Below are 19486 nucleotides of genomic sequence, written 5' to 3' on the forward strand. Positions count from 1 at the left end.
TCCACCTCTTCTTGTTTATTATTACTCTACAGATTCGCCTTTTAATGTTGCCGATGATGCCTGGTTAATCTTTACCTTGACAAAATCGCCAATCTTATAATCTTTTCGTGGAAATACCACCACCTTATTTTGCGAATTACGACCAAAAAGTTCTTCCTTAGAACGCTTTGAGGTTCCCTCTACAAGAACTTCGAACACCTGTCCTATATCTTTTTGGTTGCTTTTAAGCGACAACCTATTTTGGAGTTCGATGATTTCATTCAAACGACGAGTTTTTACATCGTCTGAGACATCATCTGCTAAGGTGCGCTGCGCTTTAGTATTTGGACGCTCGCTGTACTTAAACATGTAGGCAAACTCGTAACCAACCTCCTCCATTAAAGACAAGGTATCCTGATGCTCCTCCTCGCTCTCAGTACAAAATCCTGCAATAATATCGGTGGATATAGCACAATCTGGCATATATCTACGGATAGCTGCAATACGATCGAGGTACCACTCGCGAGTATAGCCCCTATTCATCTGTTTTAGCATACGGGTATTCCCCGATTGCGCAGGAAGGTGTATGTACTTGCAGATATTTTCGTGAGCAGCCATAACCTTTAGCACCTCATCGGTCATATCTTTAGGATGCGACGTTGAGAAACGGAAGCGCATGGTTGGATTTTGCTTTGCAGCCATATCCAGCAGCGCGGCAAAATTTACCTCTTCATCTTGGTTTTCGGGATTAATCCAAAGATAGGAGTCTACATTCTGACCAAGTAAGGTAACCTCCTTATAGCCATTATCAGCCAGTTCCTGAACCTCGCGAAGAATGGTATGCGGATCGCGGCTACGTTCTCCACCACGGGTGTAAGGAACAACACAGTAGGTACACATCTTGTTGCATCCTCTCATGATGGATACAAACGCTGTAACCCCATTTTGATCGAGACGAACAGGACTAAGATCGGCGTAAGTTTCCTCGCGCGATAGCAGAACGTTTATCCCTTTTTGCCCACCTTCGGCTCCATGCACTAGGTTAGGAAGGTCGCGGTAGGCATCTGGTCCAACCACAATATCCACCACCTTATCCTCCTCTAGGAGCTTGTTTTTTAGCCGTTCGGCCATACAACCAATAACGCCCACTAACACCGAGCGCTTTTTCTTCTGCTGCTTAAATACATCCAGACGTCCCCATACACGCTGTTCTGCGTTATCGCGAATAGAGCAGGTGTTGATGAGAATAAGGTCCGCCTTCGTCATATCCTGTGTCAACGAGTAGCCGTTATTCTGCATGATGGACACCACAACTTCAGAGTCGTTTACGTTCATCTGGCAGCCATAAGTCTCGATGTACAACTTGGGCAGCGTGTCGTTAATTAAAGGCCTGATGGATTTAAAGTCCACTGCGCCTCTATTGTCCAAACTAGTACTCATAGTCGTAAAAAATTTGTGCAAAGTTAGCATTTTCATCGAAAGCAGGGTGGTAAAGAAAGACTAACAGCCTGTTGCTTCTATGCTATAAAACAAAAACCCTCGACATCTCGTCGAGGGTTAAGTATTGTCAACCAAAATTTAAATCATGAAAAATAAACCAACTAAAACAAACTGCTAATTTGTATCTATGTCTTTGCGATTTCTGATACAAATATAAGGCGATCAGCCATCCAACGGGGTTAACACCTTGTTAGTTCCAGCTAAGGCTTTGTTAATTGTTTTCCGCCACACCCCATTTCCCTTAAAAACAGTAAAAAACATAGCTTTTTACCAGACTAAGTGGAGCCAAAAAACAATCTTCATCCTTTCGCAATTCTATTTTTCTATCTTTGCCCCTCAAATTTTTTATTTCGAGATGATTGCTGCAGATGGGCTTAGCGTAGAGTTTGGGGGCACCACCCTGTTTAAGGATGTTACCTTTGTTGTTAACGAGAAAGACCGTATCGCCCTGATGGGCAAGAACGGTGCAGGAAAATCGACCCTGCTAAAGATACTTGCTGGCGCTCGCCAACCAACTGCAGGTCGAGTATCGGCCCCTAAGGATGCCGTAATAGCCTACCTTCCCCAGCACCTAATGACCGAGAATAGCCGCACCGTATTTGAGGAAGCCTCGTTGGCATTCTCAAATATTCACGAAATGGAGCGACGCATACAGGAAATTAACGAGGAGCTGGGCATTCGCACCGACTACGAAAGCGACGAATACTCTAGGCTTATAGAGGAGGTATCTACCCTTAGCGAAAAATTCTACTCTATCGAAGATATCAACTATGACGCCGAGGTTGAGAAAATACTACTTGGCCTTGGCTTCGTTCGTGAAGACTTTACCCGCCCCACTGGCGACTTTAGCGGGGGATGGCGTATGCGCATAGAGCTGGCAAAAATTCTCTTACGGAAGCCAGACCTCATACTTCTGGATGAGCCCACCAACCACATGGACATCGAATCGATACAGTGGCTCGAAGAGTTCCTAATTAACAGCGCCAAGGCAGTTATCGTGATCAGCCACGACCGCGCTTTTGTTGACAATATAACCACCCGAACAATAGAGGTAACCATGGGTCGTATCTACGACTACAAGGTTAACTACTCAAAATATCTAGAGCTGCGCAAAGAACGCCGCGAGCAGCAACAAAAGCAGTACGACGATCAGCAAAAAATGATTGCCGACAACATGGAGTTCATAGAGCGCTTTAAGGGAACCTACTCCAAGACGCTACAGGTGCAATCGCGCGTTAAGATGCTAGAAAAGCTCGAACTTGTAGAGATTGACGAAGAGGATACCTCTTCGCTACGCCTGAAGTTTCCACCATCACCACGCGCAGGTAGCTACCCTGTTATTGCCGATGGCGTTGGAAAAACCTATGGCGACCATGCTGTTTTCCAAAACGCATCGTTTACCATCGAGCGTGGCGAACGTGTTGCGTTTGTAGGAAAGAATGGTGAAGGAAAATCGACTATGGTAAAATCCATCATGAAGGAGATTGAGCATGACGGAACCCTAACTATAGGCCACAACGTGATGATAGGCTACTTTGCCCAAAATCAGGCCTCACTGCTCGACGAGGATGTAACCGTTTTTCAAACTATTGATGATGTTGCCAAAGGCGATATCCGCACCAAAATAAAAGACATCTTAGGGGCGTTTATGTTTGGCGGCGACAATTCCACCAAAAAGGTAAAAGTTCTCTCGGGAGGCGAACGTACCCGACTAGCCATGATCAAGCTGCTGCTCGAGCCTGTTAACCTGCTAATACTCGATGAGCCAACCAACCACCTCGATATTAAAACTAAGGATATCCTAAAAGAAGCCTTAAAAGATTACGACGGAACGCTGATTGTGGTGTCGCACGACCGCGACTTCCTAGATGGCCTAGTTAGCAAGGTGTACGAATTTGGAAACAAGAAGGTGAAGGAGCACCTTGGTGATATTAAATACTTCTTGGAGACCAAAAAGATGGAAAACCTGAGAGAAATTGAAAGAAAGAGTTAGCGGAGCAATATTCCTGTCAAAAACTCCCATCAATAAAAAATTAAACTAGCTTGCATTCATTTCCCTTAAATAAAGCAATATGTATCATTCGAATATAACAAAACGATATATTTGACATCAAATTTAAAACAAATCAGTATGAAAATTTCTAATTTAACTTTTTTATTATTGTCTTTTTTTTTCTTCTACTCATGTAGTGACATTACACCATTAGATAAGGAAGAGACCTTAAAACTTAATCAAACTCCTAAAGGACCAATGCGTAGCCTACAAAATTCAGACTATTATAGTTATCTTGGCTTTGGAGTTAAAGATGTCACAGATGAAGTTACTACAAATAAAATATTTGTTGACAATTTCGAAATTCGTCCAGTTGATTGTTCTGAACAATCAGGATGGGACTATACTATCACAACCGAAGCATCTGAACTTCGAGATAAAATTGTAAGCAAATTCTCTACAAGTGCCAAAGGAGGGTATGCAGGATTTAGTATGTCTGCGAGTTTTGAGAAAGAATTAACTCAAGAGAACACTAATAAAACCAATAACATATACGGTGTTGCATTGATGAAAATTGTTAAAGGAGAAATCACAATGTATCCTTTTGATCCAAATCTAAAAAATTCAATTAGAGATATCCTTTACAAAAGCAAATCTCCTTCAGACTTCAGAAATATATATGGAGATAAATTTATATCAGGAGCTGTATTAGGGGGGGTTATCATGGTTAAATTTGAATTCTCCAACGTTGATTATTCATCGAATAGTTCTCTGAGTATCAAAACAAATGCTGAAATTGCCTTCAAATCTATAATGTCGGCTAAAATTAGTTTTGAAGAAGTTAAAACAAAATATTCAGAATTCAAAAATTCAAATTTGAGAATTAGTTGTACTTCAGGGGGACCAATTTTAAGTTTTACAGACAACATAAGTGGAATTCCTTCAATAATTAACAATGCAATAGATGAGATTAACAACAATAAAAATTTAACTCGTATACTAAATAAATACACCTACTATAGTGATATTATAAATGATTATTCTTTCATTTCAACAAAAAAACATAACGAAAATAAAAAAGAATGGGTTAAATACAGATCAAATCTAATCAATGCGTTACCTTGTTTTGATCCAACATCAGACAAATACACTGAAATTGTAAAAAAAATCAACATGTGTAATTCAAATATAAAACGCATAGAAAACATAGAAAACATAGGCGAACCAACAAATGATGTAAAAAAGACTTGTCTTTATCCGTGTACACGCAGAATTATTCGCTTCTATACAAATTTAGCAAGACACGATGACACATTTCTTATTACACCACCGACAGAACCTATTATTAATGAATTCTCAAGAGATATTTACATGTATTCGAATCCAGATATAATCCCTAACGAATTAATCGCATTGTATGCTGTGAACAACGACTATGAATATAGATATACAACTTCAGCGGATATTATTAGCAAATATCCTCGCAAACGATTAGTTGGATATATTTTTAAGTCATACCATGAAGGAACTGTGCCTCTTGTTGAAAAAGTTCTAAGTTCTCAAGTCAAAAAGAAACAGGTTGGACTTCCAATGTATAAAGAAGAACCCCTCAGCAATGGGGAAATGAAAGAAACATTAGGATTTGTTGTTGAAAATCCAAACCTTATTTTGGACTAATTCTTTTAACAACTTCAATTCTTTAATATAAAAACTCAATTCACTAAAAATAAAAAAGGCTCCAATATTGGAGCCTTTTTATTTTATCGCCGCTTTTACAGCTTCTGAAATGCCTTTTTCTAAAATCAAAGCAGCATACTTTTCATACTTAGCCTTAAGGGTATCCACCACCGTATCGTCGGCTACGAATACCACCTCTGCCATCCCCTCCAACTCTTCGGGCGTATGGTTATCCACCAAAGTTCGAATCACCATGTAGGGTAACGTTTCGGCTACGTGCTCCTGAACGTAGGTTTCCATGGTTTGCTCAAGAAGTGCCTCCACCTCCAGAATGCCTCCCTTAATGGTGGCGTTACCGCTATCGTCCAAGATTAAATAGTACTCTATGGTAACCATCTTGCCCACTTGGCTGGCATCGAAAAGCGCGTAGGCATTACCAAATTTACCTACCGCTGCCGAGTATTGTTGAAACATGCTTGCTATCTTTTTGTATGGGGCAAAGGTAGCATCTTTAGAACCTTCATCCAACCCCCTTTACGGCAAATGCGCTAGTGCTGATAACGAGAAGCAAGGTAAGACAGCACCACCCGATCCATAAACAGGATAAAAAGCACCAAAAACGCAAGCCCACCGGCCACGTTTAGGCTAACGCTATAGTCGCTGTACTTGGGTAAATAGTGAGCAATTATGTAGTTGCCTGCAAGCATTAGCCCCAATATCGAAGCAAGGATGATAACGTACCCACCCATCATCTTTAGGTGGACCCGAAAAGCTAGCTTACGGGCAAGCCGCTCGTTTACTCCTTTTATAAAATAGTCAGGAAGCTGGTAACCCGGTTCTTGGCGCATTGCGCTCTCGAACAAATCGTCAAAATTATGCTTTTCCTTCATCATCACTGTTACCCCCACATCTCTTGTTTTACAAATGTAAGCTTTTCTCGGAGCATGCTTTTTGCTCGCGAAAGGTAGCTTTTCACCGTTCCCTCAGGCATCCCTGTCACCTCCTCAATCTCCTTGTACGAAAATTCTTCGAGGTAAAATAAGGTAAGCACCACCCTGTACTGCTGAGGAAGTTCCTCCACCTTTTGTAGCAGCAAGCGCCTCACATCCTCGTCCATAGTAACAGGCTCCTCGTAATGCACGGCGCTCACCTGACGCTCTACCGCGATCGATTCGTCCACCGAAATCTCCATCAGCTGCTTCTTTTTTCGAAGGTAGTTGATACCATGATGGTAGGCAATCTGAGCAATCCATGTCGATAGCTTTGCATGCCCCCTGAATTCTCCCAACTTTTGGTACACCTTCACAAACACATCCTGACAAATATCGGCAGCCACCTCGTCGTTGGTAACCATACGACGAACAATGTGCAGCACCAACTTCTGGTGGATGCTCACCAGGTAGCTAAATGCTGACATATTTCCGTTAAGGATACTCTGTATAAGATCTGCGTCGTTCATCGGCTATATGACGCTAAAATATCCTATAAGGTTTCAACTTTTCTCATTTTTTTAAAAGAAAGTTTATCGGCTTATGCTCTACCTACAAGCGCCGGATACCCTTTAGGCGGCAAAGCATTGAAATGCAGCGATGAATTTGCTCCGCAAGGGTTGTTATTTTACCAACTTTACACCTTGCTCATCAGCACTACCCACCGCTGGTTGCTTTTGCTACTTGGCTTCCGTCAGAGCCTCTGACGGGCCCAACTCGTTCCGGTTCTATCCGTCAGAGTCTCGGATGAGCCCAACTTGCTCCAGTTCTAGCCGTCAGAGCCTCTGACGGGCCCAACTCGTTCCGGTTCTATCCGTCAGAGTCTCTGATGAGCCCAACTCGCTCCAGTTCTATCCGTCAGAGTCTCGGATGGGCTCAACTCGCTCCGGTTCTACCCGTCAGAAGCTCGGACGGGCCCAACTTGCTCCAGTTCTATCCGTCAGAGCCTCGGATGGAGCTATTCATCACCAGTATTGCAGCAAACAGCCGATATGCAGAACTCCGACACGGAACACGAGGCTGCCGATAACGCTTACCCATTTTATAGGGATATAAACCTACCTGTAATTTTTTTCGCAAAAGCTGCAACCTTTACGACTGGAGCCGTGTCATATAGGCAAATCAAAATTAACACAGCCATGTCAGAAGGAGTTTTCATTACGGCGATTATTTTTTACGCCATGTACGCCATTTTTAAGCTATGGTCAAACCACAGCATCAAAAGGTTGCTCATAAAGAACAACATGGTCGACCAGTCGGACAAACTTATTGTTAGAGAAAATCCAACGGTAGAGACCTCCAGCCAGCCTTCGCTTAAATGGGGCATTGTAGCGCTTTTTACGGGTGTAGGTTCACTAATCTCAACCAGCCTTTACCCCTTTCTAATGAATTATGGAGAGAACTCGTGGTATCTGGTTAACGGTATTATTCCGTCTATCATTCTAATCTTTATTTCGGCGGGATTTCTCACCTACTTCTTTATCGCACAGCGCACGAAAAAGTAAAAAAGGGTAGCACATGCTACCCTTTTTTTATCATCATCTGGCATCGGTTGCAGTCAAACGTCAGCCTAAATCGCTTTCCATTATTCTCGAGATAGAGCATTACGGGCAGCTTACTTCCCGCATCGGTTCTTAAACAGGCGCCAAGTTCGTGGCGGATACAATACTTGGTGGTCATCAGGTTCGCCGATTCGCAATGGCTCAGCTCATAGCCCTGATCAATGGATGTAACCCCATGCCGCTCATAAAACTTTCGGGCTAGAGAGTTCACCACGTTGGCCGAATAGTCGAGTACCTTTTCAGGAAATGGTATATCGGAAGGAATAACCACCTGGCCAGCCTTAGGAAGCGCGCTCATACGTCGCTCCTCGAGCAGCCCAAGTATCAGACGCCGGTAGCCGTTTAACATCGACATAGGAACAAACGGTACGTCTGCGCAGCCAATCTCCACCCGCGTAATTCGGAACATTCCGCCTCCCGACTTGCCGAGCTGCTGCTCGATTGTCTGAATGGCCCGTTCGGGCTTTTGCGCTACCTCCAGCTCTACAGCACAAGTATGCGACACCGTAAAGCCATCCTCATCTACGGCTGAGAGCGCCACATTAGCTCCATCGTAATCGAAGCGAAGTTCGGCATCGACCAACCTTTCGGTGGCATTGCTCTCCAAGGTTTTGGCAAACTGATGGTCGTAGTTTCGGAATATCTGAATCCCCTTGGTAATACCATCCATCTTAAAGGGGTATACCGTACGTCCCTCTACCCTATTGACGTTGGTACCAACAAGCCCCCCTTGCTTAGATATGAAGCAGATGCCATCGCCGTTAGCAAGCGAAGTGCTGCCATCAATCACAAAGCTGCCTTTCATCACCTCCTTTACCCGGCCTACTAGTGCACCTGTAGCCTTAGCGGTATTAAATCCAGTTAGGTCGGCAAGACGATTCTCCGTGAAGTAAGAGGTAAAACCACGATTGAAGCTCTTTTCGGCATCGGGAGTAAAGCCCAGATAAACTTTTCCCGACGAAGCTTTAGCATAAGTTCCATCCGATAGAATAGCATCCAGCTCCCGCCTATACAGCGCCGTTATATTTTTGACATAGTCGATATTCTTTAACCGCCCCTCTACCTTAAAGGAGGAGATACCGGCATTTGCCAGCTCCCTTATGCTATGGGAAAGGTTAAAGTCTTTTAGTGAAAGTAAATGCTTGTTTTTTACTAGAATTTTACCCGAATCATCAACCAAGTTGTACGACGAGCGGCAAGGCTGCGCGCAAGCACCTCTATTGGCGCTACGGCCTACAAGCGACTCGCTAAGGTAGCACTGACCGCTGTAGCTAACGCAAAGCGCACCATGCACAAAGGCCTCCAATTCTACGTTGGTTTGGGATCGTATTTCCTCAATTTGCCTAAGCGATAGCTCCCGGGCTAGAATTACTCGCTCAAAGCCCACCTCCTGAAAAAATCGCACCTTATCGGCGCTAATATTATGGGTTTGAGTAGACGCATGCAACGCTATGGGAGGTAGCCCCATCTCCAAAAAGGCCATATCCTGTATAATCAGCGCATCGGCACCAGCCTGGTAGGCCCAGTTGGCCATACGTTCGGCCTCCTCAAGCTCATGCTCGTACACAATGGTATTCATCACCACAAACACCTTCGCTCCATAGCGATGCGCATAACGAATTAGCGCTTCCACGTCCGCAACCGAATTTGAGGCTCCTTCGCGAGCACCAAATCGGGGTGCACCAACATACAGCGCATCGGCGCCATAGCTGACGGCAGCCATCCCCTGCTCTAAATTTTTAGCCGGCGATAACAATTCTAGCGTTCGTTTAGTATTCATACAGGCAAAGTTAGCACTATCTTTTAACTAATAAAGGGCAGCCCTAAAGCCGCCCTCCTATATAAGTAGTCACATATTATAGGTTGAATAACCGTATTAATTCATGAGCCAGCCCATCCTCCTTGTGGTGCAATCCAACAACATTTGCTGCCTTTTTCACCTTATCAGGAGAGTTCCCCATTGCCACTCCATGTCCCACCTCCTTCAGCATTTCCACATCGTTGTAGTTATCGCCAAAGGCAGCGGCGTCCGCAGCATCAACACCAAGCACCGAAAGCACCTTGTGCATTGCCAACGCCTTGTTAGTTCCTGTTGGGGTAATTTCTAAATAGGTATCCTTAGAGCGATACGAATTGGCGTTGCCCTTATGATTCTTTTTCATGAAAATCTCTAGCTCCTCTATGGCGCCAGCATCGCCCATACACATTATCTTGTGCACCCCAAGTCCCTTGTGTGCCCACCTATCAACAGTTTGTTCGATAGGAGCAAACTCGGGCATAACTCGAGTATTATTTATCTCGCGCTTCGCCCAAAAATCCTCGGTTTCTGCCACCCATTCGTCCTCTCTAAAGAGGCTGATGTGAACATCTGTCTCCTTTAGGAAAGAGTAAACATCATAGGCAACATCAGTAGGAATGGTGAGATTTTGATGGATGGTTCGGTTAGCGTCGTTGCTGAAAATGAGGCCTCCGTTGTAGGCAATAATTGGATCCCGGATTTCAAGCGTATCGGCAAGGTGAGTTATTGCCTTGGGCATTCGAGCCGAGATTAGAATAAAAGGAATGCCATACTCCTTTTTGATCGTCTTAATGGTATCAATAGTTAACTTAGAGAGAACGCGATCCTTATTCAGAATAGTACCATCTATATCTGAAAGGATGGCCTTTACAGGTTTTGTATTATCTGCCATTTTACATTTTCAGTAAACGCCTACAAATGTAGGCAAAAAAAGAGGGCTTCGAAATTCGAAGCCCCCGCACAAGTATCTAATTAAGAATTATTGACACTTTAAAGCCTTAATACGAGCTGCAGCTTGAGCTTTGTACTTTGGATTAGTTATTGCCTTCTTGTAGTTGGCACAAGCGTTTGGAATGTCCTTTCTAGACTCGGCAACACCTGCAAGTAGGAAGTAAACCTTTGCCTTATCTGCAGGATTCAAGGTATACTCTAGCGCCTTGTTAGCGGCATTTTCAGCATCTTCCCACTTAGACATGGTGTAGTTGCAGAAAGCCAACTTGTAGTATACAACCTCACTTTGAGGGGCATACTTAAGAGCCGAGTTGTAATCGTTAACAGCCTCTTCGTACTTCTTTGCCTTTTCTGCATTAGAAGCTTGCTCTAGCATCAAGTCTCTAGCTTGAGAGTTTGCTTTAGCTACCTCATCAAGCTTGTTGGTGCTCTTTCCAATTTCAATGACCTTATCGAAGTATACCAAAGCAGAGTCAACCTTGTTTTGCTTAGCATAAACTAAACCTAATCCAAGCAAGCTATTGGTTGCTTCTGGGTTAAGCTGAAGCCCCATGTTGTAGTACTCCTTTGCCTTATCGTAGTTGCCCGAAGTATACTCTTGATTTCCCATAATACGGTAAAGCTGAGGAACTGCATTAGAAGCAGAAGCAACAACCTTCGTATCATTATACTTTTTACCAACTTGGATAGCCGTATTGAACTCCTTAATGGACTCTACAAACTTCTTATCCTTGTAGAATAGCATAGCATTCTGAAGGTGGCTACTAGGAAGAAGCTTTATACTACCTTCTTTCACATCATTGGCCTCATCGCCTACCTGCTCGGCTAAAGCAATAGCCTTGTCAAAAGCAGCAATAGCCACAGCATAGTTCTTTGCGTTAAAAGCGGTAACTCCGTCGTTATACTGCTGCGCAGCATCCGCCTTTGTTTGTGCAGATGCATTAAGCGTAAATGCCAAAGCAAATACACCTAACAATCCGAAAAATTTAATTGTCTTACTTCTCATAGGTTTATTCTGTGTTTTATTGATTCTAAAAACTGTTGAATGGATGCAAAGAAATGGCAAAATTTTTACTGTGCAATAGAGCTCATATTTTTTGTCTCTTATTTTTGAAAAAATTTACCATTAAAGCGGCACATTCGTCCTGAAGCACTCCCGCCTTAACCACTGTCCGTGGATGAAGTAGCTTATCTCCAAATTTTTGGTAGCCCCTCTTTTCATCCTTGGCACCATATACGATACGTCCGACATGGGTCCAGTACGATGCCGAAGCGCACATAGGACAAGGTTCCACTGTGACAAAAAGCGTACATCTATCCAAGTACTTTCCACCAATAGTATTGGCTGCTGCGGTGAGAGCCTGCATTTCGGCATGTGCCGTTGCATCATTTAAGGCCTCCGTCAGGTTGTGAGCACGAGCCACAACTCTTCCATCTAGCACTACTACTGCACCAATAGGAATCTCATCCCTACTTAACGCAATAAGGGCCTCTTTTAGTGCCTCTCTCATAAATTTTTCGTCGCTCTCTTCGATTTCGTTCATTTAATAGCAGTTAAAAATATCAGCCTCTAAAGCAAAGGTAAATATAAATTTAATCAATTTCCCGAAAAATTGTACCTTCGCACAACTAGAAATTAAGGAATTATGTATAGAACACATACGTGTGGCGAATTACGCCAAGAAAATGTGGGAGCGGAAGTTACGCTTTCAGGATGGGTTCAACGCGTGCGTAAGCTCGGCGGAATGACCTTTGTAGACCTTAGAGACAGGTACGGCATCACCCAGCTAGTTGTTGATGACAATGCTGCTCAAAATATTAAGGATACCGTTAGCCATCTTGGCCGCGAATACGTAATTAATGCAACCGGAAAAGTTGTTGAGCGTGCAAGCAAAAACTCAAAAATTCCAACTGGGAGCATCGAAATAATCCTTAACGATATAACAATACTTAATAAATCGGAGCTTCCTCCATTTACCATCGAAGATGACACGGATGGTGGCGACGATTTACGCATGAAGTATCGCTACCTCGATTTACGACGTAGCGTTGTCCGCAACAACATGATTTTACGCCACCAAATCGCATTCGAAACCCGCAGATACCTCGATCAGATGGACTTCTTAGAAGTAGAAACCCCCATTTTGATTGGCTCGACACCCGAAGGTGCTCGCGATTTTGTGGTACCATCTCGTATGAATTTGGGGCATTTCTACGCACTTCCACAGTCGCCTCAGCTTTTTAAGCAGCTTCTGATGGTATCGGGATTCGATCGTTACTTTCAAATTGCAAAGTGTTTTAGAGACGAAGATTTACGAGCTGACCGTCAACCTGAATTTACCCAGATAGACTGTGAGATGTCGTTTGTTGAGCAGGAGGACGTACTCCTACTTTTTGAAGGAATGGTTAAGCATCTCTTCAAATTTGTAAAGAATGTCGATTTTGATAGCGCATTCCCCCGCATGACATGGCATGATGCAATGAAGTTCTACGGATCAGACAAACCGGACATCCGCTTTGAGATGAAGTTTGTAGAACTTAAAGAGGCTGTTTCTGGCCGCGATTTCGTTGTTTTTGATAGCGCTAGCTACGTTGCTGGAATATGTGCCGAGGGTTGTGCAAGCTATACCCGCAAGCAAATCGATGAGCTTACAGAGTTCGTTAAACGCCCTCAAATAGGAGCTAAAGGCCTTGTATACATTCGATGCGAGGCCAACGGCGCGTTTAAATCTTCCGTGGATAAGTTTTACTCCCCCGAAGACTTAAAAGCAATTGCAAGCATGTTTAATGCAAAAGAGGGCGATTTAATTTTGATCCTAGCAGGCGACAAATCAAAAACTCAGAAAGCATTATGCGAACTACGCCTAGAAATGGGTGCTCGACTTGGACTTCGCGATAAGAATATATTTAAACCTCTTTGGGTAATTGACTTCCCTCTTTTCGAATGGGATGAGGAAACTCAACGATTCTACGCCATGCACCACCCATTTACGTCACCAAAACCTGAAGACATCCAGTATTTGGATAGCGATCCAGGTCGAGTTCGTGCCAATGCCTACGACATGGTTGTTAATGGAGTAGAACTAGGAGGTGGGTCAATCCGTATTCACGATAGCCAGCTGCAGAATAAGATGTTTGAACTGCTTGGCTTTACACCAGAAACCGCAGAATCTCAGTTCGGATTCTTAATGAACGCCTTTAAATATGGAGCGCCTCCTCATGGCGGATTAGCATTCGGCTTAGACAGATTAGTCTCCCTATTTGCAGGACTCGATAGCATCCGAGACTGTATTGCCTTCCCTAAAAACAACTCAGGTAGAGATGTAATGACTGATGCTCCTTCAACAATTTCGGAAGAGCAGCTAAAGGAGTTATCCCTAACAATCCAACCTCAAAAATAGCAAAAGGGAACTCTTTAGTTCCCTTTTATTATACATAATCCTAATAAGAAAGGGCTCCTTTTAGGAGCCCTTTCTATATCGTGGTACGAAAAGTTTTATTCAACCAATGCGAGGTTGTCAACCTTACGCGCAATGTAACTAATCTTTAAAGCACTTGCCTTTCTTAGCTCCTGCTTTACGTCTGTAACCTGACCCATTCTTGCCTCTTCGTCAATCTTAAGCGCAACAGTCATAAAGCCACGATCAGCCTCATCAAGGCTTTCACGTTCCGCTGAAATGAAGTCGCGTATATCTGTCAACGTCTTAAACGAGTCGTTCAACTGTATACGAGCATCTGTTCCGAATAGAGCCTGATACTCACGAGTTGGCTGACCGATAAAGATGAAGCTGGTTAACGACTTCTTTTCCAACTTGGCAACTTCAGTTGCTGCAGGCAGCTTAACTTTTACCTTAAGTTCCTGCTCTCTCATGGTGGTTGTCACCATGAAAAAGAATAGAAGCATAAACACGATATCAGGCAGCGACGCTGTTGATAGGGCGGGCATACCGCCTTTTCCTTTTCTAGAAAATTTTGCCATCGCTATTTAACTCCTGCTGCGTTACGTGGGTTAGCCTCAGATATTTGCTGAGGATACATCTTTTTTATCGCTTCTTGCTCGTCATTGGAAAGAAGATCATACTTTTTTCCAAATTTTTCCTGAGAAGCCTTTTCACGAAGTACGTTGTAAGCCGCTACAATTTCGTTTTGCACTTTCATGTACATCTTGTAGCTGGTACCACGGTCGTTTTGCAACGATATAACCCCCTTCGAAATCCTCACATTGCCCAACATAGGTATGTTTTTGGCAATTTGTTCCGATAGGTTTGGGTTATTCTGAGGGTTTTCAACGAACTCGATTACTTTTTCTCTTAACTGGGTAACATCCATGCGCTGCCCGTTCACCATCAACCAGTCGCGACCGTTAACGAGAACTTGGAACACATTCCTTTGGTTTACCTCCTGATCTTGGGCGTTAGTCTCCTGAGTCCATGGTGGAAGCCTACGTTGTAGACCTGTATCCGTGTTCATGGTAGTAGTCACCAAGAAGAAGATTAGCAATAGGAAGGCGATGTCGGCCATTGAACCTGCATTTACTTCAGGTGTAGCTCTTCCTGCCATATTATTTATCTTTTAATCACCTAAGTGACGTTCTAACGTTTAAAAAAGTCCTTTAGCTCAGTAAATAGCATACCAACTATAGAAACTCCGAATAGGATGTAAGCAGTTATAAGACCTGCATCTGTCCACTTTAGAGTTGCAGTATCGCCATTATACTGGGCAGCAACTTCCTTAGAGGTAAAGTTTAGTGGAGCATCAGAAGCTAGCAAGTAGCTAATAATTACAATCACCAATATTCCTCCTATCCCGACTAGAGCCGATTTAAGATTTGCTGGATTTACAAAGATGTTAACGACGGAAAACACTAGCACTAATCCAATTGCAATGGCAGCAAGCACGTACGAATATGAAAGGTAAGGCCCTGCTGCGGCAATATTCTGTTCAGTCTTTCCATCAGTACCATCCAATCCCATAAAAAACATCACTGTAAAAACAATTGCCAAGGCGTAGGCAACGTACAGGAATGTTTTTGAAAATTTAGTTATGGTCATGGTTAATTACTTTTTAAGGTTGTACTTTACAAGAATGTCGATTAGAGAAATAGAAGCGTCTTCCATTTCCATTACAAGAGTATCAATCTTAGAAACTAGGTAGTTGTAGAATACCTGAAGAATCATCGCAACGATAAGACCTGTTACAGTCGTGATAAGAGCGATCTTAATACCTCCAGCAACAAGGGTTGGTGCAATATCTCCAGCCTTTTCAATGTTGTCGAACGCAATAATCATACCTACTACAGTACCCAAGAAACCTAACATAGGAGCAATAGCAATGAAAAGAGCAATCCATGTAAGACCACTTTCCATTTGAGACATTTGCACCCCACCATAAGAAACTACAGATTTTTCAACTACGTCAACACCTTCGCTAGAGCGATCAAGGCCTTGGTAGAAAATAGAAGCAACAGGGCCACGAGTGTTACGGCAAACTTCCTTTGCAGCTTCAATACCACCCTTATTAAGAGCATCTTCAATGTTAAGAAGAAGTTTCTTAGTATTGGTCGTAGCCATGTTTAGATAGATGATTCTTTCAATTGCAATTGCAAGACCGAAAATTAAGCAAAGAAGAATTGGGGCCATGTAAAGAGGACCTCCTTCAATGAACTTAGTTTTAATTTGCTGGTGAACTGGCATGTCGCCTTCTGCAGAAACAGCAGCCTGATCGGCAGCAGCATCTACCTGAGTAGTAGCAGCGCTATCGGTCTTTGCCGAATCATTTTGAGCAAAAGCAGCAGGTGCTACGAATAGCATACCAACTACTGCAACCATTGCAAGAATTTTTTTCATGGTCGATGTCGATTAATTTAAATAAAAAGAACGTAATTGTGGTTAATTTTCTCTTACGAGAGCGGAGAGAATGGGATTCGAACCCATGAACCACTTTTGGCGGTTACACACTTTCCAGGCGTGCGCCTTCGACCACTCGGCCATCTCTCCAACTATTTGTAGGTTCCGCAAATTAGGGAAAAAAAATCCAGAAATCCTACTTCTAACCCATTTCACCAGCTAAAGAGAGCTCAAATTTCTCCTTAACCTCTGAACTTGAGTAGTTTTGTCCAAACAGGTACATTAACTTTACAATAGCCGCTTCAAACGTTATATCGATACCAGTTAAAACGCCCATATTTTTTAACAAGCGTCCTGTTTCGTAGCTTTCCATATTTACGCTGCCTCCACGACATTGAGATACGTTAACGATAACAACCCCTCGCTTAATCGCAGCATCCAGTTCCGCAATAAACCAAGGGTAGGTAGGAGCATTACCAGAACCAAATGTCTCTAAAACGACACCCTTAACCCCGCCTATGTTTAAAATGGAATTTACGACTTTTTGGCTTATTCCAGGGAAAAGAGCCAACGTAACAACACTAGGGTCAAAGTTGGAGTTAAACAGGACAGGCTGGGTAAAGTCAACCTTTCGAACATACGGCAGGTGATACTGAACCTCAATTCCTGCGGTTGCCAGTTCCGGATAATTTTCACTTCTAAAGGCCTTAAAGCTTTGAGCATTATACTTAAATGTTCTATTCCCTCGGTAAAGCACGTTATCAAACAAGATACACACTTCAGGAATAAGGGGCTTCCCCTCCTTGTAGGCAGCAGCAACCTCCACCGCAGAAAGAAGATTCTCTCTTCCATCTGTTCTCACCTCTCCGATCGGAAGCTGGCTCCCTGTAAGAATAATTGGTTTGGTCAGATTCTGAATCATAAAACTCAAAGCGGTTGCGGTATACGACATCGTATCTGTACCATGCAGAATAACAAAACCATCGTATTTGTCATAATTCAACTTAACCTGCTCGGCCAAATTTTGCCAAAATTCAGGTTGTATGTTGGAGGAATCCACGGGTGGATCAAAGGATATTGTATCTAACGCAAAGTTGAACTTCGAAAGTTCTGGAACTTCATCAACAATTTGCTCAAAGTTAAAAGGTGAAAGCGAGCCCGTTTCGGGATTACGTTTCATCCCAATAGTTCCGCCTGTGTATATGATAAGTATCGCCGTTTTATTCATTAGGTTAGATTTTAAAGATTCGTTTAGCAGTCGTAGTTGTAACATCGGCAACCTGCTCGATAGTTACATTTTTTACAGCAGCAATCTTTGCTGCTATCAATGGAATATAGGAAGGCGCATTTCGTTTTCCTCGATGAGGTGTTGGCGCTAAGTAAGGTGAGTCTGTCTCCAGAACAATTCTATCCAACGGGATTTGTTCAACAACATCAGCCAATCCTGAGTTTTTAAAAGTCACAATTCCACCTATGCCAACAGCAAAATCTCCCAGTTCCGCCATTTTTTTATACGTATCAAGATCGCCCGTGAAAGCATGAAACACTCCAAAAATTGAGCTATTCTTGTACGCTTTAAGAACATCAAATATTTCAGGAAAAGCATCTCTCGAATGGATTACCAAAGGTAACCGATGCTGAAGAGATAGCTGTATTTGGTAATCGAACGCATAAACCTGCTCCTTCTTAAACTCTTTCGACCAGTAGAGGTCAATCCCCACCTCTCCAATACCATACACCTTTTTACTCGAAAGATACTTTTCGACCAAAAGAAGTTCCTCCTTAAAATTCTCATTTACAGACGTTGGATGAAGCCCAATCAATGGGTAGAAAGAGGCATGCTGCTCTGCCAGCTGAAATAAATGCTCGTGGGTTTCCCCATCTATTGCAGGCAAAATAATTGAATTTACGCTCAGATCTCGCGCCTTATCCAATTCCTGTAAATAGTCAGAACGAAATTCCTCGGCATAAAGGTGACAATGGGTATCTACAAATTCCATTTAAGCGCAAAATATTACAGGTTAAAATAAAATTCGCTACAAATCTACAAATTTGTTACCTTAACGCATAACTATTCGACAAACTGTAAATTTTTCCAGGAAAACTTTTCACAACCCCATCGAATTCAAGGGTTAACAAAGTAGCAGAAGTTGCTGGCATAGACAAACCTGTAGCGAATGAAATTGTATCAATACTTTCAGAATCAACCTCTTTTAGCACACTAACAATCAGTTGCTCCTCGCTAGTAAAATCTCTAAAAATTGACAGCTGCTGAGGCGAACGCACAGATGGGTGCCCCGAATTCCAATTAAGCGCCAATTCGACATCTTCTGCTGATTCCACAAGCGCAGCTCTATTGGTTCTAATAAGCGCATTACAACCTAAAGAAAACTTATCAGTCGCCCGTCCAGGACAAGCCAGCACATCTCTACTATAAGAGAAAGCCAAATCTGCTGTTACCAGCGCACCTCCCTTCTCTCCTGATTCAACAACAAGAGTAGCATCTGCCAGTCCTGCTATAATCCTGTTTCGCCTCAAAAAGTTATTTCTTTCAGGCATTGTGCCGGTTATAAAATCGGTAACAAGCGCACCATTTGCAAGCATTTCCTTTGCAAGTCCACGATTAGCAGATGGATAAATCATATTCAGCCCATGCGCCAAAACAGCAACGGTAGGAAATCCGTTTTTTATGGCATTTCGATGAGCTGCGGTATCAATTCCATGAGCCAATCCACTAATAATCAAAACAGAGTAGCCTTTTAATCGAAGTCCCTCAACAATCGTAGCACATAGCTCACGCCCATACTCTGTTGCATTTCGGGTTCCTACAATTGAAAGAACCTTTTCGTGTGATAAAGAAGTATTTCCTTTATAGTAAAGTAAAATCGGAGAGTCATCGCATTGTTTTAACCGATATGGATAGTCCTCGTCCAAATAGTAAAGAGGCTTAATTTCATACCTTTGCAAAAATTCGATCTCCTTGTCGGCTCTATCCAACACCTTTTGGTTAGAAACGGCATACGCTAAAGCCTCTCCTACACCTGGAATCTTCAATAACGCTTTTTTCGACTGAATAAAAACCTCCTCAACACCTCCACTGTAGGCAATTAGCCGTTTTGCAGTAATGCTTCCTATATGTGGAATCATTTCCAATGCAATTTTATACCGGAGGAGGTTGTCGTCCTGCATAT

The 19486-nt window shown here is 42.9% G+C and carries 19 protein-coding genes and 1 tRNA gene; 4 read left to right on the forward strand and 16 right to left on the reverse strand.

The window, feature by feature from the left end:
- Window positions 1-21: 21 nt before the first annotated feature.
- Window positions 22-1419, reverse strand: coding sequence for a tRNA (N6-isopentenyl adenosine(37)-C2)-methylthiotransferase MiaB (miaB, locus tag L990_RS01010; protein WP_052180630.1), 1398 nt, complete (start codon window positions 1417-1419; stop codon window positions 22-24).
- 415 nt (window positions 1420-1834) lie between these two features.
- On the opposite strand from miaB, the gene L990_RS01015 reads away from it, so the two are divergent.
- The gene (locus tag L990_RS01015; protein WP_047444598.1) at window positions 1835-3472 is read left to right on the forward strand and encodes an ABC-F family ATP-binding cassette domain-containing protein; all 1638 of its coding nucleotides are present in this window, start codon (window positions 1835-1837) and stop codon (window positions 3470-3472) included.
- Between the two features lie 138 nt (window positions 3473-3610).
- Entirely contained in the window at window positions 3611-5149 is a 1539-nt protein-coding gene (locus L990_RS01020) for a hypothetical protein (RefSeq protein WP_047444600.1), read from the forward strand.
- A 78-nt stretch (window positions 5150-5227) separates the two neighbouring features.
- Here L990_RS01020 and L990_RS01025 read toward each other — a convergent pair whose 3' ends face one another.
- The 3 genes from L990_RS01025 to L990_RS01035 form a co-directional block, all read right to left on the reverse strand.
- The gene (locus L990_RS01025; protein WP_156121268.1) at window positions 5228-5623 is read right to left on the reverse strand and encodes a hypothetical protein; all 396 of its coding nucleotides are present in this window, start codon (window positions 5621-5623) and stop codon (window positions 5228-5230) included.
- A 74-nt stretch (window positions 5624-5697) separates the two neighbouring features.
- Window positions 5698-6057, reverse strand: a complete 360-nt coding sequence (locus tag L990_RS01030) for a hypothetical protein (protein ID WP_156121269.1) — start codon at window positions 6055-6057, stop codon at window positions 5698-5700.
- Window positions 6048-6608 carry an RNA polymerase sigma factor gene (locus L990_RS01035; RefSeq protein WP_047444606.1) on the reverse strand — a complete coding sequence of 187 codons (561 nt, stop codon included), beginning with the start codon at window positions 6606-6608 and terminating at the stop codon, window positions 6048-6050. Before L990_RS01035 ends, L990_RS01030 begins: the two co-directional genes overlap by 10 nt.
- Before the next feature lie 669 nt (window positions 6609-7277).
- Between L990_RS01035 and L990_RS01040 the strand changes: the two genes are divergently transcribed.
- On the forward strand, window positions 7278-7643 hold the full coding sequence (locus L990_RS01040) for a hypothetical protein (RefSeq protein WP_156121270.1): 366 nt from the start codon (window positions 7278-7280) through the stop codon (window positions 7641-7643).
- 16 nt (window positions 7644-7659) lie between these two features.
- Here the strand turns inward: L990_RS01040 and L990_RS01045 are convergent, their stop codons facing one another.
- From L990_RS01045 to L990_RS01060, 4 genes are all read right to left on the reverse strand, one after another.
- The gene (locus L990_RS01045; RefSeq protein WP_047444611.1) at window positions 7660-9480 is read right to left on the reverse strand and encodes a peptidase U32 family protein; all 1821 of its coding nucleotides are present in this window, start codon (window positions 9478-9480) and stop codon (window positions 7660-7662) included.
- A gap of 76 nt (window positions 9481-9556) precedes the next feature.
- Window positions 9557-10390 (reverse strand): Cof-type HAD-IIB family hydrolase, encoded by an 834-nt coding sequence (locus L990_RS01050; RefSeq protein WP_047444612.1) that lies wholly within the window; start codon window positions 10388-10390, stop codon window positions 9557-9559.
- Between the two features lie 87 nt (window positions 10391-10477).
- A complete protein-coding gene (locus tag L990_RS01055) occupies window positions 10478-11455 on the reverse strand; it encodes a tetratricopeptide repeat protein (RefSeq protein ID WP_047444614.1) in 978 nt (325 codons plus the stop codon).
- Between the two features lie 82 nt (window positions 11456-11537).
- On the reverse strand, window positions 11538-11993 hold the full coding sequence (locus tag L990_RS01060; RefSeq protein ID WP_047444616.1) for a nucleoside deaminase: 456 nt from the start codon (window positions 11991-11993) through the stop codon (window positions 11538-11540).
- Between the two features lie 102 nt (window positions 11994-12095).
- On the opposite strand from L990_RS01060, the gene aspS reads away from it, so the two are divergent.
- Window positions 12096-13850, forward strand: coding sequence for an aspartate--tRNA ligase (aspS, locus tag L990_RS01065; protein ID WP_047444618.1), 1755 nt, complete (start codon window positions 12096-12098; stop codon window positions 13848-13850).
- 95 nt (window positions 13851-13945) lie between these two features.
- Here the strand turns inward: aspS and L990_RS01070 are convergent, their stop codons facing one another.
- From L990_RS01070 to dprA, 8 genes are all read right to left on the reverse strand, one after another.
- Window positions 13946-14428: an ExbD/TolR family protein gene (locus tag L990_RS01070; RefSeq protein ID WP_047444620.1), complete on the reverse strand. Its 483-nt coding sequence runs from the start codon at window positions 14426-14428 to the stop codon at window positions 13946-13948.
- A 2-nt stretch (window positions 14429-14430) separates the two neighbouring features.
- A complete protein-coding gene (locus L990_RS01075; protein WP_047444622.1) occupies window positions 14431-15009 on the reverse strand; it encodes an ExbD/TolR family protein in 579 nt (192 codons plus the stop codon).
- A 32-nt stretch (window positions 15010-15041) separates the two neighbouring features.
- Entirely contained in the window at window positions 15042-15500 is a 459-nt protein-coding gene (locus L990_RS01080) for a hypothetical protein (protein ID WP_047444624.1), read from the reverse strand.
- Window positions 15501-15506: 6 nt separating this feature from the next.
- Window positions 15507-16295, reverse strand: a complete 789-nt coding sequence (locus L990_RS01085) for a MotA/TolQ/ExbB proton channel family protein (RefSeq protein WP_047444625.1) — start codon at window positions 16293-16295, stop codon at window positions 15507-15509.
- 62 nt (window positions 16296-16357) lie between these two features.
- A tRNA-Ser gene (locus tag L990_RS01090) sits at window positions 16358-16445 on the reverse strand.
- Window positions 16446-16497: 52 nt separating this feature from the next.
- Window positions 16498-17523 (reverse strand): asparaginase, encoded by a 1026-nt coding sequence (locus L990_RS01095; RefSeq protein WP_047444627.1) that lies wholly within the window; start codon window positions 17521-17523, stop codon window positions 16498-16500.
- Between the two features lie 4 nt (window positions 17524-17527).
- Window positions 17528-18295, reverse strand: a complete 768-nt coding sequence (locus tag L990_RS01100; protein ID WP_047444628.1) for a TatD family hydrolase — start codon at window positions 18293-18295, stop codon at window positions 17528-17530.
- A 55-nt stretch (window positions 18296-18350) separates the two neighbouring features.
- Complete coding sequence (gene dprA, locus L990_RS01105; RefSeq protein ID WP_047444630.1) at window positions 18351-19484, reverse strand: DNA-processing protein DprA; 1134 nt, start codon at window positions 19482-19484, stop codon at window positions 18351-18353.
- Between the last annotated feature and the right edge of the window lie 2 nt (window positions 19485-19486).

Origin of the sequence: Alistipes sp. ZOR0009, assembly GCF_000798815.1 — a bacterium.
In the GTDB taxonomy this organism is placed as follows: Bacteria; Bacteroidota; Bacteroidia; order Bacteroidales; family ZOR0009; genus Acetobacteroides.

What these genes read in the sequence shown, in the direction of transcription:
- miaB (WP_052180630.1), bottom strand. Translation starts at nt 1,419, where the DNA reads ATGAGTACTAGTTTGGACAATAGAGGCGCAGTGGACTTTAAATCCATC.
- L990_RS01015 (WP_047444598.1), top strand. Translation starts at nt 1,835, where the DNA reads ATGATTGCTGCAGATGGGCTTAGCGTAGAGTTTGGGGGCACCACCCTG.
- L990_RS01020 (WP_047444600.1), top strand. Translation starts at nt 3,611, where the DNA reads ATGAAAATTTCTAATTTAACTTTTTTATTATTGTCTTTTTTTTTCTTC.
- L990_RS01025 (WP_156121268.1), bottom strand. Translation starts at nt 5,623, where the DNA reads ATGTTTCAACAATACTCGGCAGCGGTAGGTAAATTTGGTAATGCCTAC.
- L990_RS01035 (WP_047444606.1), bottom strand. Translation starts at nt 6,608, where the DNA reads ATGAACGACGCAGATCTTATACAGAGTATCCTTAACGGAAATATGTCA.
- L990_RS01040 (WP_156121270.1), top strand. Translation starts at nt 7,278, where the DNA reads ATGTCAGAAGGAGTTTTCATTACGGCGATTATTTTTTACGCCATGTAC.
- L990_RS01045 (WP_047444611.1), bottom strand. Translation starts at nt 9,480, where the DNA reads ATGAATACTAAACGAACGCTAGAATTGTTATCGCCGGCTAAAAATTTA.
- L990_RS01050 (WP_047444612.1), bottom strand. Translation starts at nt 10,390, where the DNA reads ATGGCAGATAATACAAAACCTGTAAAGGCCATCCTTTCAGATATAGAT.
- L990_RS01055 (WP_047444614.1), bottom strand. Translation starts at nt 11,455, where the DNA reads ATGAGAAGTAAGACAATTAAATTTTTCGGATTGTTAGGTGTATTTGCT.
- L990_RS01060 (WP_047444616.1), bottom strand. Translation starts at nt 11,993, where the DNA reads ATGAACGAAATCGAAGAGAGCGACGAAAAATTTATGAGAGAGGCACTA.
- aspS (WP_047444618.1), top strand. Translation starts at nt 12,096, where the DNA reads ATGTATAGAACACATACGTGTGGCGAATTACGCCAAGAAAATGTGGGA.
- L990_RS01070 (WP_047444620.1), bottom strand. Translation starts at nt 14,428, where the DNA reads ATGGCAAAATTTTCTAGAAAAGGAAAAGGCGGTATGCCCGCCCTATCA.
- L990_RS01075 (WP_047444622.1), bottom strand. Translation starts at nt 15,009, where the DNA reads ATGGCAGGAAGAGCTACACCTGAAGTAAATGCAGGTTCAATGGCCGAC.
- L990_RS01080 (WP_047444624.1), bottom strand. Translation starts at nt 15,500, where the DNA reads ATGACCATAACTAAATTTTCAAAAACATTCCTGTACGTTGCCTACGCC.
- L990_RS01085 (WP_047444625.1), bottom strand. Translation starts at nt 16,295, where the DNA reads ATGAAAAAAATTCTTGCAATGGTTGCAGTAGTTGGTATGCTATTCGTA.
- L990_RS01095 (WP_047444627.1), bottom strand. Translation starts at nt 17,523, where the DNA reads ATGAATAAAACGGCGATACTTATCATATACACAGGCGGAACTATTGGG.
- L990_RS01100 (WP_047444628.1), bottom strand. Translation starts at nt 18,295, where the DNA reads ATGGAATTTGTAGATACCCATTGTCACCTTTATGCCGAGGAATTTCGT.
- dprA (WP_047444630.1), bottom strand. Translation starts at nt 19,484, where the DNA reads ATGCAGGACGACAACCTCCTCCGGTATAAAATTGCATTGGAAATGATT.